This window comes from Dysgonomonas sp. GY75, assembly GCF_015234155.1.
GTDB lineage: Bacteria > Bacteroidota > Bacteroidia > Bacteroidales > Dysgonomonadaceae > Dysgonomonas > Dysgonomonas gadei.
In genome coordinates, this window is the sequence record NZ_JADCLQ010000012.1 from 762,314 (window position 1) to 775,831 (window position 13,518).

At 39.7% G+C, this 13,518-nt stretch carries 13 protein-coding genes; 11 read left to right on the top strand and 2 right to left on the bottom strand.

Annotation, left to right across the window (positions count from 1 at the left end; translation table 11 throughout):
- Positions 1-10 precede the first annotated feature (10 nt).
- From IR083_RS08745 to IR083_RS08780, 8 genes are all read left to right on the top strand, one after another.
- Positions 11-2,065 (top strand): tetratricopeptide repeat protein, encoded by a 2,055-nt coding sequence (locus tag IR083_RS08745; RefSeq protein ID WP_194223983.1) that lies wholly within the window; start codon positions 11-13, stop codon positions 2,063-2,065.
- Positions 2,066-2,576: 511 nt separating this feature from the next.
- The gene (thrS, locus tag IR083_RS08750) at positions 2,577-4,529 is read left to right on the top strand and encodes a threonine--tRNA ligase (RefSeq protein ID WP_194223984.1); all 1,953 of its coding nucleotides are present in this window, start codon (positions 2,577-2,579) and stop codon (positions 4,527-4,529) included.
- A 72-nt stretch (positions 4,530-4,601) separates the two neighbouring features.
- Positions 4,602-5,234: a translation initiation factor IF-3 gene (gene infC, locus IR083_RS08755; RefSeq protein WP_006798841.1), complete on the top strand. Its 633-nt coding sequence runs from the start codon at positions 4,602-4,604 to the stop codon at positions 5,232-5,234.
- Between the two features lie 79 nt (positions 5,235-5,313).
- Complete coding sequence (gene rpmI / locus IR083_RS08760) at positions 5,314-5,511, top strand: 50S ribosomal protein L35 (protein WP_006798842.1); 198 nt, start codon at positions 5,314-5,316, stop codon at positions 5,509-5,511.
- A 106-nt stretch (positions 5,512-5,617) separates the two neighbouring features.
- Positions 5,618-5,962, top strand: coding sequence for a 50S ribosomal protein L20 (rplT, locus tag IR083_RS08765; protein WP_006798843.1), 345 nt, complete (start codon positions 5,618-5,620; stop codon positions 5,960-5,962).
- Between the two features lie 158 nt (positions 5,963-6,120).
- Complete coding sequence (locus IR083_RS08770) at positions 6,121-6,786, top strand: DUF1080 domain-containing protein (RefSeq protein ID WP_194223985.1); 666 nt, start codon at positions 6,121-6,123, stop codon at positions 6,784-6,786.
- A gap of 151 nt (positions 6,787-6,937) precedes the next feature.
- Complete coding sequence (locus tag IR083_RS08775; protein ID WP_194223986.1) at positions 6,938-7,735, top strand: helix-turn-helix domain-containing protein; 798 nt, start codon at positions 6,938-6,940, stop codon at positions 7,733-7,735.
- Positions 7,736-7,814: 79 nt separating this feature from the next.
- The gene (locus IR083_RS08780) at positions 7,815-8,183 is read left to right on the top strand and encodes a VOC family protein (protein WP_194223987.1); all 369 of its coding nucleotides are present in this window, start codon (positions 7,815-7,817) and stop codon (positions 8,181-8,183) included.
- Positions 8,184-8,246: 63 nt separating this feature from the next.
- On the opposite strand, the gene IR083_RS08785 is transcribed toward IR083_RS08780, so the two are convergent.
- Positions 8,247-9,887, bottom strand: a complete 1,641-nt coding sequence (locus IR083_RS08785; protein WP_194223988.1) for a fumarate hydratase — start codon at positions 9,885-9,887, stop codon at positions 8,247-8,249.
- 216 nt (positions 9,888-10,103) lie between these two features.
- Here IR083_RS08785 and IR083_RS08790 point away from each other — a divergent pair, with 216 nt between their 5' ends.
- On the top strand, positions 10,104-11,276 hold the full coding sequence (locus IR083_RS08790; protein ID WP_006798848.1) for a hypothetical protein: 1,173 nt from the start codon (positions 10,104-10,106) through the stop codon (positions 11,274-11,276).
- On the opposite strand, the gene purN is transcribed toward IR083_RS08790, so the two are convergent.
- Positions 11,273-11,839 (bottom strand): phosphoribosylglycinamide formyltransferase, encoded by a 567-nt coding sequence (gene purN, locus IR083_RS08795; RefSeq protein ID WP_194223989.1) that lies wholly within the window; start codon positions 11,837-11,839, stop codon positions 11,273-11,275. The two genes, IR083_RS08790 and purN, sit on opposite strands and share 4 nt — an antisense overlap.
- Before the next feature lie 153 nt (positions 11,840-11,992).
- Between purN and IR083_RS08800 the strand changes: the two genes are divergently transcribed.
- On the top strand, positions 11,993-12,229 hold the full coding sequence (locus IR083_RS08800) for an acyl carrier protein (RefSeq protein ID WP_006798850.1): 237 nt from the start codon (positions 11,993-11,995) through the stop codon (positions 12,227-12,229).
- A 21-nt stretch (positions 12,230-12,250) separates the two neighbouring features.
- The gene (fabF, locus tag IR083_RS08805; protein WP_006798851.1) at positions 12,251-13,513 is read left to right on the top strand and encodes a beta-ketoacyl-ACP synthase II; all 1,263 of its coding nucleotides are present in this window, start codon (positions 12,251-12,253) and stop codon (positions 13,511-13,513) included.
- The last annotated feature ends 5 nt before the right edge of the window (positions 13,514-13,518 follow it).

Here is a 13,518-nt window from a genome sequence, read left to right on the forward strand (position 1 = left end):
ACAATCTATCGTGAAGAGATTTTTATTTTCAATACTAGTTCTGATAAACAGCCTGATCGCAGTTTCCCAGATTAATACAGACCGTGTAATCTTAATAGGACGTAACTCACTCTATTTCGAAGATTATGTCTTGGCGATACAATACTTCAATCAGGCCATAAAAGCAAAGCCGTACCTTGCGGAACCTTACTTTTATCGTGCCATTGCAAAATATTATCTCGACGATTACAGGGGTACGGAAGATGACTGTACGCTGGCCCTGGAAAGAAACCCTTTTATGTCGAAAGCTTATCAGCTACGTGCCGACGCCCGCCAGAATCAGAATAACTATGATGGAGCATTAGATGATTACAAAGTTTCGCTGGAGGTATATCCGAACGATAAATTCGCATTAATCAACATGGGTATAGTCAATATCCAAAAGAAGGATTACGAAGAAGCCGAAAAATATCTGAACACACTGCTCAAATCCTATCCGACTTATACACAAGGCTTCCTCACCAGAGGAGCCCTCTATCAGGAAAAAGGGGATACTGTGCAGGCATTCGAAAATTATAATCAGGCTATAAAGCTCGATAAATACCTGCCCCAATCCTACTCTATGCGCGGATTGCTCTATTATTATAAAAAGGACTATGATAAAGCAATGGCCGACCTTGACGAAGCCATACGTATAGACCCGCTTCAATCCGGTAATTACATCAACCGGGGACTGATACGGTATTCAAAGAATGACCTCCGCGGAGCGATGTCCGACTACGATAAAGTTATCGACCTCGACCCGAATAATATAATCGCCCGTTTCAACCGTGGATTACTACGTTCACAGGTAGGTGACGACAACCGTGCTATAGCCGATTTCGATATAGTATTGAAGTATGAGCCGAACAACTACATCGCGTATTTCAACCGCTCCCTGATAAAGAATAATATCGGAGACTATACAGGATCATTGGAAGACCTGAATGTTGTATTGGCGGAATATCCCGAATTCTATCACGGATTTTATATGCGTTCCGAGATCAAACGCCGCCAAAACGACCTGAAAGGCGCTGAACGGGATTTCAATTATGCACGTAATGAGGAAAGCCGTAAAAACAAAGAAATATTGGCCGGACAAACCGAAGAAAAATCAGAAAAGGACAAGACAAGGGAAAAATCGGACAAAGACATTGATAAATTTAACCTGCTTGTTGTAGCTGATAAGACAGAGGAAGAAAAAAGCAAATATAACAATGATACCAGAGGCCGCATACAGAACAAGCAGGTCAAACTGGATCTGGAACCTCAGTTTATTGTTTCATATTACGAAAAACCGAACGATATCCGCCGGTTTGTGTATTACAGCCAGCTTATCGACAATATAAACAAACGGGCAATATTGCCTAAAAAACTGAGAATCACTAACAGTGAGGCTTCCCTGAACGAATTCCAGATACAGGAGCACTTCAGATCGATAGACGACCTGTCGAAACGCATTGCCGACCAGCCGGCAAATGCCGACCTGTATTTTGCCAGAGCTATGGATTATATGCTCGTGCAGGATTTTACCAACTCTATCGAAGATTTTAATAAGGCAATCAGTCTCGATCCGAAATTTACGCTGGCATACTTCAATCTGGCCGTTGTATATACGAAACAACTCAACCTGAGGGAAAATGTACCTGAGTATGAAAAGAAAAGCGATCAAACGGATTTGGCTACCTTGGGCGGAATAAAGAAAGATAATTCATTACCTGCTACAACAACCATTGTGGACCCGGGCAAAATGGAGTATGACCTGATTGTCAAGAATTATAATAAGGTGATAGAACTCAATCCTGAATTTATCTATGCTTATTACAACAGGGCGGGAATACGCTACAAACAAAACGATTACCGTGCCGCCATACTCGACTACAACGAAGCTCTCAGACGCGATCCTGAATTTGCCGAAGGGTATTACAACAGGGGATTAAGCCGCTTCCAGGTCAAAGACAAAGACCGTGCGCTCGACGATATGCGTAAAGCCGGGGAAATGGGCGTTGTGGAGGCTTATAGCATAATTAAGCGTATGACGGAATAAATTAAAAATACTCCCGATAAATATTCCTCATAGAATTTTATACAGTTCTATGAGGAATATTTTTTATAACTATCTTTTAATCTCTTACAAAAATTTTATCTATAGAATAAGAGCCGGTAGCCTTTAGCTGTCAGTTTGTAGCTCTTTGAAAAAATAATTAGCAGATTTGTAAATTAGCATATTAGCAAATAAGTGATAAGTGTTACCTTTGTTACCTTTTTTCTAAGAGATACAAGTAGACGAGATACAAGATACAAGTTGTTAACTGATGACTGTTTACTGATGACTGTTTACTGTTTACTGCTAACTGTTTACTGTTTACTGCTAACTGTTTACTGTTTACTGATATATCTGTTACCTTTTTTATAACCAGTCATCAATAGCCGTTTACAGAAAGCGTATCTAAATTAAAATAGACAGAATATCACATCTGTTACAAAAAATGATTATTTTTGCAAGTTCAAAAAAGTAGCTTGTTTGTAGGAGCTGCATAATTAAATAGAAACTAAAAATGATAAAAATTACATTTCCGGATGGTTCCGTGCGAGAATTTGCAAAAGGAACCACATCGATGCAGATAGCAGAAAGCATCAGTTCGCGTCTGGCTCAGGACGTACTTGCAGCCAAAGTCAATGGACAAGTATGGGATTTGACCCGTCCAATAGACGAAAATGCGACGATCGAACTGCTGAAATGGGAAGATGAAGACGGTAAACACGCATACTGGCATTCTTCCGCCCATCTTATGGCCGAAGCCATACAGATACTTTACCCTCATGCCAAATTCGGTATCGGGCCTGCCATCGAAAACGGATTTTATTATGATATAGACTTTGGTGATACTCCCGTAAAAGACGCGGACTTTGCTAAGATAGAAGCAAAGATGATGGAGCTTATCGCCAATAAAGAAAAAATCAAACGTCAGAGTATTTCCAAAGCAGATGCAATAAAAATGTTCGATGCCCGCCACGAGAACTATAAGGTAGAGCTTATAAATGATCTTGAAGACGGTACCATCACCACATATACACAAGGTGTGTTTACAGACCTTTGCCGTGGACCTCACTTGCCTAATACATCTTACATTAAGGCGGTAAAAATCCTTAGTGCGGCAGGTGCATACTGGCGTGGCGACGAAAAGCGCAAACAACTTACCCGTCTCTACGGTATCACTTTCCCTAAAAAGAAAATGCTGGACGAGTATCTGATAATGCTTGAGGAAGCGAAAAAACGTGATCACCGCAAGATCGGAAAAGAACTGGAATTATTCGCTTTTTCCGAAAACGTAGGAAAAGGGCTTCCATTATGGCTTCCACGTGGTACTCAGTTACGTTTGAAACTGGAGGATTTCTTAAAGAAAATCCAGCGTAAGTTTGATTACCAGCAGGTAATGACTCCGCATATAGGCAGTAAGATATTGTACGTTACTTCGGGACACTACGAAAAGTACGGTAAGGATTCTTTCCAGCCTATCCATACACCGGAAGAAGGAGAAGAGTTCTTATTGAAACCTATGAACTGTCCTCACCACTGCGAGATTTATAAAATAATTCCACGCTCATACAAAGACCTTCCTTTGCGTCTGGCTGAGTTTGGCACTGTTTACCGTTACGAACAAAGTGGGGAGCTTCACGGTTTGACCCGTGTCCGTGGATTTACTCAGGACGATGCGCATATATTCTGTACACCAGAGCAATTGAAAGCTGAATTCCTGAAAGTAATGGATATTGTTTTCATTATCTTTAAGGCGCTTGACTTCGAAAATTTCGAAGCCCAGATATCTCTGCGCGACCCTGAAAACCGTGAAAAATATATTGGTAGCGATGAAAATTGGGAGAAAGCAGAACGGGCTATTATAGAAGCCTGCGAAGAAAAAGGCCTGCCTGCAAAAGTTGAACTTGGTGAAGCGGCCTTCTATGGCCCTAAACTCGACTTTATGGTAAAAGACGCCTTGGGCCGCCGCTGGCAGCTGGGAACAATACAGGTTGACTATAATCTCCCTGAACGTTTCGAACTCGAATATACAGGAGCAGACAACCAAAAACACCGTCCGGTGATGATTCACCGTGCTCCGTTTGGCTCGATGGAACGCTTCATTGCAGTGCTTATCGAGCATACTGCAGGTAAATTCCCGTTATGGCTGGCGCCTGACCAGGTGGTAATATTACCTATCAGCGAGAAGTTCAATGATTATGCTCACAGAGTGAACAGCTATTTCAAGCAACAGGGAATTAGTTCGCAGGTGGATGACCGTAATGAAAAGATCGGACGTAAAATCCGCGACAATGAGTTGAAAAGAATCCCTTATTTACTCATTGTAGGCGAGAAAGAAGCAGAAACAGAAGAAGTTTCGGTAAGAAAACAGGGTGAAGGTGATAAAGGTTCGATGAAATTTACTAACTTTGCTGCCCAATTGAATGAAGAAGTAGAGAAAATGATGAATGCATGGGAGCAGCAATCCTAAGTATTCGTTATTTATATTTTTGAAAATTAAATATTTAAATAAAAAAGATAAAGGAATTCTAACAGTTTTTGAATGAGAAACAACAGATTTAATAATCGCAAAGAAGAGTTACACAAAATCAATGGAAATATTCGGGCTCGGGAAGTCCGTTTAGTCGGTGACAATGTAGAACAAGGTGTATACACCATAAACGAAGCCTTACGACTAGCTGATGACCTCGAACTTGATTTGGTTGAAATTTCTCCAACAGCCGATCCCCCTGTTTGTAGAATCACCGATTATCAAAAGTTCCTTTATCAGCAGAAGAAAAAACAGAAAGAAGCTAAAGCCAAGTCTGTAAAAGTTGTGGTAAAAGAGATCCGTTTCGGACCACAAACCGATGACCATGACTTTAACTTTAAGCTCAATCATGCGAAAAACTTCCTTGAAGAAGGAGCAAAAGTGAAAGCTTATGTATTCTTCAAAGGACGTTCGATCCTGTTTAAGGAACAAGGAGAGGTCCTTCTACTCCGTTTTGCTACAGAACTTGAAGATTTAGGAAAAGTAGATCAACTGCCTGCACTTGAAGGTAAAAAGATGATTATGATGCTTTCCCCTAAGAAGCAACCGGTAAAAGCTCCGGCTCCGGCTAAACCGAAAGACGGTGAGAAAAAAGTTATCGAGAAAAAAGCAGACAAACCAAAAGAAGAGAATAACGAAGAATAAACGAATACTTTGTATATAAATAAAAAAGTAACAAATAGGTCTATGACCTTACTTTAAATAATTAAATTAATAAACTGAGATGCCAAAAATGAAGACTAATTCCGGTGCCAAAAAGAGGTTCGCCCTTACCGGATCAGGAAAAATCAAAAGAAAACATGCTTTCAAAAGTCACATCCTGACTAAGAAAACGAAAAAACAAAAGAGAAATCTTACTCACTCTTCACTTGTTCACAAAGTAGACGAGAAAGCGGTGAAAAAATTATTAGCTCTTAAATAATCTATTTCGTTTTACAAAAGCAAGTTTTAAAGATTTATTAACCGGATGTATGCACCAAAGAGTTCCCAAACGAAGGGAGCCGCTGACATTCAAAACAATGTAAATTATGCCAAGATCAGTCAATCATGTTGCTTCGCGCAACCGCAGAAAAAAAGTACTAAAACTAACAAGAGGTTATTATGGAGCCCGCAAAAATGTGTGGACAGTAGCCAAAAACACATGGGAAAAAGGTCTTACCTATGCATTCCGTGACCGTCGTGCTAAAAAACGCAACTTCCGCGCACTGTGGATACAACGTATCAACGCTGCTGCACGCCTTGAAGGAATGTCTTATTCCCGCCTGATGGGAGCTCTTCACAAAAACGGAGTGGAAATCAATCGCAAAGTTCTTGCCGACCTTGCTATGAACCATCCTGAAGCGTTCAAAGCAATTGTAGATAAAGTAAAATAAATCACTTTACTATATAAGAAAGACCTGACAAAATTGTCCGGTCTTTTTTTATTTAATCCGGATAATAATTTCTTGAAATTCTTATATCTAATTGTTAAAAAAGAGATACATTTGTTCACCTTATGATTTATTTAAATGTATAACTAAAAACAAATGCCATGAAACGTATCTTTTTAATCTCATCAGTTTTATTAATTGCCTGTTCTTTATCCGTTTTATCAGCTAACAAAAACAAATGGAAACCACTCTTCGGGACTAATCTTTCAGACGCAAATTACAACCCGGAAGTATGGAGCGAAAAAGGCGGAGTACTAGGTGCCATAAAAGACGAATCTATCTGGACTACCACCGAATATGAAAACTTTGAGCTTGATCTCGAATTCAAAACAGATGAAGCAACCAATAGCGGAGTAGTCGTTTACTGTACAGATACCAAGAACTGGATACCCAATTCGGTAGAAATACAAATAGCCGATGACCATAGCGAGCATTTCAAGAATGCCAAGCCATACGAAAAATGCGGTGCTATCTATGGCCATCTGGGTGCAAACAAAGACAAAGTAGTAAAGAAACCGGGAGAATGGAACCACATGCATATAAAATGTGAAGGACAGCATATCACTGTGACACTTAATGGACAGAAAGTTACAGAGATGGATATGAGCAAATGGACTTCGGGGACAACAAATCCTGATGGAACAAAAATTCCAAGTTGGCTGCCTAAACCATTCGCCGAACTACCGACAAAAGGATTTATCGGTTTGCAGGGAAAACATGGGAACTCCTTAATCTGGTTCCGCAATACAAAAATACGTAGTTTATAATAACGATCTGAATATCTGATTTACTTACGAATAGGGCGATAAAATCATTTATCGCCCTATTCGTTATACCACAATGTCCTTTTTTTACAAGACAAAGAAAAGATAAGTACTTAACTTTGCACCTATTTCATTTTTTCATATATTTATCTTAATGGAAACTTTCAGATTCATACAACCTTCACCAATACTGGCTCCATTTATTAAGCACTATTGGATATTGGAAATAGATGGGATTAATACCGTTTCGGAGCGGGTAATCCCTACGGGATTTATGCAAATGATTTTCCACCGTGGTGACAGAATGAACACACTATCCGATAATAAAATGCAACCCCAATCATTTATTTGCGGACAATCGACAGGTTTTACAGATTTAGTGTCTACCGGTAAAGTAAATATGATTGTCGTTGTTTTCCATCCTTTCGGAACCAAAGCATTCTTTCCGATGCCTATGAATGAGTTTTATAGAATGGACGTATCGTTTAGTGACTTCAACGATAATTCTCTGAGAGAGTTAGAAGACCGTATATATCATGAAAAAGATAATAATAAAGCAATTGCCCTAATAGAATCCACACTTATTTCCCGTCTAAGGGTATTCGACAATCACAATTGGAAGCGGATAACGGAAGTAATAAAGGCCATAAATCACAAGCACCAGTCCAGTATTGCATCTTTATCTGAAATAGCATGCCTTAGCTATAAGCAGTTTAATCGTATATTTACAGAATATGTGGGCACTAATCCGAAAGAGTTTACACGTATAGTACGTTTTCAAAGGGCATTATATATCCTACAGAACACACCGGATATTAATATCACAGAGTTGGCCTTCGATTGCGGATATTACGACCAACCTCATCTGATAAAAGAATTTAAAGCTTTTTCCGGTTATACTCCTCCCGAATTTATATCAGTCTGCACCCCTTATTCCGATTATTTCTCGTAGCAGATTGAATGTCCTTTTTTTACAAGATCCCGAAAGCCGGACACATTATTTTTGTAAAGTCAAACTAAAAACAAATTTTATGAAAAGACTAGTCGCATTTTTCGAAATTCCCTGCAAAGACTTTGACAGGGCAGTAAAGTTTTATGAATCAACATTCGGTATCAGCATGAGCAAATGTGATTGCGAGCATGAAAAAATGGCTTTCTTTCCGGGTGAAGACGGTAAAAACTCCGGCGCAATTTCATGGGCGGAAGATTTTATCCCGTCTCAAAACGGGGTTCTTATCAGCCTCAATTGCGAAGATATATCCGCTTCCTTAGCTATTGTTGAATCGAAGGGGGGAAAGGTCGTAATTCCTAAAACAAAAATAGAGGTCGAAGGGCTAGGGTATTTTTGTGTATTCGCCGACTGCGAGGGTAATCACATCGGGCTATATTCCGATAAATAAGGAGATAAAAAGAGGCTGCTGAAACGGGCAGCCTCTTGTATTTGTATTATAAACTAACCGGATTCAGCACATCGCGCAATTAACCGGATTCAATTGTTGGAAGAAATCATTCCCCTTATCATCGACTAAGATGAACGCAGGGAAATCAACTACCTCAATTTTCCAGATAGCCTCCATGCCAAGTTCAGGATACTCAAGACACTCAAGGCTTTTGATGCTGTTCTGTGCCAGGATAGCCGCCGGACCACCTATACTACCCAGATAGAAGCCGCCATGCTTATGGCAGGCATCCGTTACCTGCTGGCTACGGTTTCCTTTGGCAATCATGATAAGACTACCTCCTTGCGACTGAAATGAGTCGACATAGGAATCCATACGCCCCGCTGTAGTCGGGCCCATAGATCCGCTGGCATAGCCTTTCGGAGTCTTTGCAGGACCTGCATAGTAAATTGGATGATCTTTTATATATTGAGGTAATCCTTCGCCATTATCAATTCGTTCCTGCAATTTTGCATGAGCTATATCCCGTCCTACGATAATTGTACCGGTCAAAGATAAACGTGTTGAAACAGGATACTTGGTCAACTCTGCAAGAATCTCTTTCATCGGACGATTCAAGTCTATCTTTACACCACCGGCTTCGCCTGCATCGCGTAATTCTTCAGGGATCAGACGAGCCGGATTATCTTCCAGTTTCTCCAACCAAACCCCGTCTTTATTGATTTTACCTTTAATATTCCTATCTGCCGAACAGGATACGCCCATTCCTACCTGACAAGAGGCTCCATGGCGAGGAAGACGGATCACACGGATATCGTGAGCAAAGAACTTACCACCGAATTGCGCTCCCAGACCTAACTCCTGGGCTGCCTTCAATAGTTTTGCCTCCATCTCCAGATCACGAAAAGCCTGACCACCTTCATTGCCTGAAGTAGGTAGGTTATCATAATATTTTGTAGAAGCCATCTTCACTGTCTTCAGATTTGTTTCGGCCGAAGTACCACCAATAGCAAATGCAATATGATAAGGAGGGCAAGCCGCTGTTCCCAAGGATTTCATTTTCTCTATAAGAAATTTTTCCAGTTTACCGGGAGTCAGCAATGCTTTCGTTTCCTGATAAAGATAAGTCTTATTAGCTGAGCCTCCACCTTTGGCTACAAATAAGAATTTATACTCATTACCGTTTACGGCATATAAATCTATCTGCGCAGGAAGGTTGCTTCCTGTATTTATCTCCTTATACATGTCCAAGGGCGCATTCTGTGAATAGCGCAGATTGTCTTCTGTAAAGGTATTATATACTCCTTTCGAGAGAGCTTCCTCATCATTTCCTCCAGTCCATACATTCTGACCTTTCTTACCCATTATAATCGCTGTACCTGTATCCTGACAGAACGGTAGTATACCTTTAGCCGAGATCTCGGAGTTACGCAGAAAAGTAAGCGCCACAAACTTATCGTTATCACTGGCTTCGGGATCGGCGAGAATTTTCGCAACCTGTTGCTGATGTTCGGGGCGAAGTAAAAATTCTACATTGTGGAATGCATGTTGAGCTAATAAAGTAAGTGCTTCCGGTGATACTTTTAAAATTTCCTGACCTTCAAAGTTTGCTGTAGAAACGAAGTCTTTCGACAAGAGATAATACTCTGTTGTATCTTTTCCAAGCGGGAAAGTTTCCTGATACTTAAACGGAGGTGTTGCCATGAATTAATATTTTTATAGTTGATTTATTATATGCAAAAGTAGCAAATATCTACAACCTTATCAAGGTTTGCAAGTCTATAAAATAACAAAATGAAATTCTAATTATGCTAAATTTTGTAAGAGTAAAATATCTTTCAATAAAAACTTGTATATTTGTTGCGTATATACTAACTAGGGTTATTATATCAAATACATAAATTGCATAAAGAGACACAAATGAGTACAAGCAAATATATAATAACATTAATATTCCTACTGCTTATCCCGCTGTTTGCAGAAGCCCAGATATATAGGGCTCCTACAAAGAAAGAAGCTGAGCAGATAGGGAAAAAAATATATATCATCAGTACAGGTGATACCACGCGCGTAGTAAATAGGACTAGTGGTGGACTGACAGATGAATATTCTAAATTCTTGTTTATTAATAACCGCAATGCAGCTGTTGACTCCATATTTGGAGAAACGGATCCCACATACAGTGGTTTAGAGGAGGCTGCTTTAGATGTAGATCGATTATTACGTGAAGTAGCTGAAGAAAAGAAGATCAACAACGAAAGGAATGATGCTTTAGGTTTCCGGCTAGCCAGAGATTACCGGAACAGAAAAAAGAAAGAGCAAGCAGCAATGAACATAGCTGACAGCCTGATGAAAAAAGATGCCTCTATCGAGGAACTAACCAATATGTATATCGGATTTAACGGGAAGCCGACCTATTATATTAATGGCCTCGAGGTTCCGTTTTCTGTAACGAATCAACTCTATCCATCAGAAGTCATCAAGCGTGAGATGCGAGTTACCGATACTGCATCGGGAAATCCATTTGGTGAGATTTGGTACCTTGTATCAGATAAAACGCTGAATAGATTAAAAATCCCTATCGATCTGACAAATGACTACCTATTCAACAATAATGTAGCCACTACGGCAATCACTGTTCCTGTAAACAATACTTCTGATGCAAATAGAAAAGCGCCTAAAGCGCCGGAACCTGTTATCAGAAGGGAGATCACTGCCGATGGCAAGCAGGTAGACCGTGTGGTAAAAACAGAGGAAACAGATATACCTGAAGAAAAAAGTGCCACTGAATCAACAACCAGGATTATCTCCAGAACTGTAAATGATGAAAAAGTAGGTACAGACGAAAATGCCACTTATATAATAAACAGACCGGGTATTAAACGGGTAGCCAATCCTCCTCAGTCTACCATAAGGCAACAACATTACAATAGTAATAGTAGTACTACTACAACTAATAATAATGCGCAAAACCAAAACAAGCCGGCCAAAGTTGAAGAAGAAAAGAAACAGCAAGATAATACTCCTAAAACCGTTCCCAAAAAGTCAGTTCGCAGGATAAAAGAAAGATTACAAAATCAGTATAAAGATTAACTTTTCAACACCTTATCTATAATTAAAGGAAAGTATGTGTACTCCAGTGCATGTACTTTTTTTGCAACATCTTGATAGCTATCGATTACAGAAACAGGACATTTAGCCTGAAAGATTACAGTTCCTTCGTCGTAATTTTCATTTACATAATGTATCGTAATCCCCGATTCCGACTCACCCGCTTCGACCACTGCCTTATGTACATTATCTCCATACATCCCTTTTCCTCCGAATTTTGGCAGTAAGGCCGGATGTATGTTAATTATCTTATTAGGATATGCCTGTAGCAGATTTTCCGGAATTTTCAGCAGGAAACCTGCCAATACAATAAAACCGACCTCTTTTTGCAACAAGCACTCAAGGACTTTATCTGTATTGTAAAAGTCGTTTTTTGAGTATGTAACAGATTCTACCCCCAGATTTTTGGCCCGCTGATGTACATATGCATCCTCTTTGTTCGAAACGATAAGTTCTATGCTTACAGTCTCGTTATTAGCAAAATATTTTATTATATTTTCGGCATTAGAACCTGAACCTGAAGCGAAAATTGCTATTTTAGTCATAAGAATAATTTAAGATGCCTGCACACAAACAAAAAAAATGTGCAATTTTAACTATTTTATCCACAAAATATTTGTTTCATATGTATAAAAAACTGTTACTTTGCACCGACAAAATTAGAAATAAAAATTAATTATTAATCAAAACTAGAAATTATGTCAGAAGTAGCATCAAAAGTGAAAGCAATTATTGTTGATAAGTTAGGTGTAGAAGAATCTGAAGTAACAGATACTGCTAGCTTTACAAACGACCTAGGAGCTGACTCACTTGACACAGTAGAATTAATCATGGAATTTGAAAAAGAATTCGGCATTTCTATTCCAGATGATCAGACTGAAAAAATCGCTACAGTAGGAGATGCTGTCTCTTACATTGAAGCAAATGCAAAATAATTTTTTTTCCAATATTTACTTATGGAATTAAAAAGAGTAGTAGTAACAGGTCTAGGCTCGGTATCTCCTCTTGGCAACGATGTAGCCACTACATGGAACAATGCCATCAACGGGGTGAGTGGGGCTGGACCTATTACTCATTTTGACGCGTCAAAATTTAAAACACAATTCGCTTGCGAAGTTAAAGGATATGATCCTTCTGTCTATCTGGACAGGAAAGAAATGCGCAAATGCGATAGATATACATTACTTGCTATAGGTGCTTCCGAAGAAGCTATCGCAGATTCAAAACTTGATTTTTCAAAAGAGAACTGCGATCGCATAGGTGTTATCTTCTCCGCTGGCATTGGTGGTATAAAGACTTTCGAAGAAGAAGTCAGTTATTATGCGAAAAATGAAGAAAACGGGCCAAAATTCAATCCTTTCTTTATCCCTAAGATGATTTCGGATATTGCAGCGGGACTTATTTCGATTCGTCATGGTTTGCGCGGCCCCAATTACGGAACCGTATCGGCGTGTGCTTCATCTACCCATAGTGCTATAAACTCTTTCGACATTATCCGTATGGGTAAGGCTGATGTTATTGTAGTGGGCGGTGCGGAAGCAGCTATTACAGCTGCCGGTGTCGGTGGTTTTAATGCCATGACTGCATTATCTACACGCAATGATTCGCCTGAAACAGCCTCGCGTCCATTTAGCGCCAGCCGCGATGGGTTTATCATGGGAGAAGGTGCAGCATGTCTTATTTTCGAAGAACTAGAACATGCCCTTGCCCGTGGAGCTAAAATCTATGCTGAAGTAGTTGGCGGAGGTATGTCTGCGGATGCTTATCACTTAACAGCCTCTCACCCGGAAGGATTAGGAGCTAAGTTGGTAATGAGAAATGCTTTGCAGGATGCAAACATGAACCCTACTGATATGGATTATATTAATGTGCACGGAACATCTACCCCGGTAGGCGACCCATCCGAGATAAAAGCTATCAAAGAAGTATTCGGTGAGCATGCATATAATCTGAACATCAGTTCTACAAAATCAATGACTGGGCACTTATTAGGTGCAGCAGGAGCTTTGGAAGCCATGTTCTGTGTATTGGCGGTTCAGAACGATATAGTTCCTCCGACAATAAACTTTACAGAAGGTGATGAAGATCCTGAAATAGATTACAAACTGAACCTTACATTCAACAAGTCTCAAAAGAGAACTGTTAATGTAGCACTTTCCAACACATTTGGTTTTGGCGGACATAATGCATGTGTGATAGTCAAAAAGTTTAAGAAATAGGAAAA

Excerpts from the sequence above, each read along its gene's own strand:
- thrS (WP_194223984.1), top strand. The coding sequence starts at position 2,577 with ATGATAAAAATTACATTTCCGGATGGTTCCGTGCGAGAATTTGCAAAA.
- infC (WP_006798841.1), top strand. The coding sequence starts at position 4,602 with ATGAGAAACAACAGATTTAATAATCGCAAAGAAGAGTTACACAAAATC.
- rpmI (WP_006798842.1), top strand. The coding sequence starts at position 5,314 with ATGCCAAAAATGAAGACTAATTCCGGTGCCAAAAAGAGGTTCGCCCTT.
- rplT (WP_006798843.1), top strand. The coding sequence starts at position 5,618 with ATGCCAAGATCAGTCAATCATGTTGCTTCGCGCAACCGCAGAAAAAAA.
- IR083_RS08770 (WP_194223985.1), top strand. The coding sequence starts at position 6,121 with ATGAAACGTATCTTTTTAATCTCATCAGTTTTATTAATTGCCTGTTCT.
- IR083_RS08775 (WP_194223986.1), top strand. The coding sequence starts at position 6,938 with ATGGAAACTTTCAGATTCATACAACCTTCACCAATACTGGCTCCATTT.
- IR083_RS08780 (WP_194223987.1), top strand. The coding sequence starts at position 7,815 with ATGAAAAGACTAGTCGCATTTTTCGAAATTCCCTGCAAAGACTTTGAC.
- IR083_RS08785 (WP_194223988.1), bottom strand. The coding sequence starts at position 9,887 with ATGGCAACACCTCCGTTTAAGTATCAGGAAACTTTCCCGCTTGGAAAA.
- IR083_RS08790 (WP_006798848.1), top strand. The coding sequence starts at position 10,104 with ATGAGTACAAGCAAATATATAATAACATTAATATTCCTACTGCTTATC.
- purN (WP_194223989.1), bottom strand. The coding sequence starts at position 11,839 with ATGACTAAAATAGCAATTTTCGCTTCAGGTTCAGGTTCTAATGCCGAA.
- IR083_RS08800 (WP_006798850.1), top strand. The coding sequence starts at position 11,993 with ATGTCAGAAGTAGCATCAAAAGTGAAAGCAATTATTGTTGATAAGTTA.
- fabF (WP_006798851.1), top strand. The coding sequence starts at position 12,251 with ATGGAATTAAAAAGAGTAGTAGTAACAGGTCTAGGCTCGGTATCTCCT.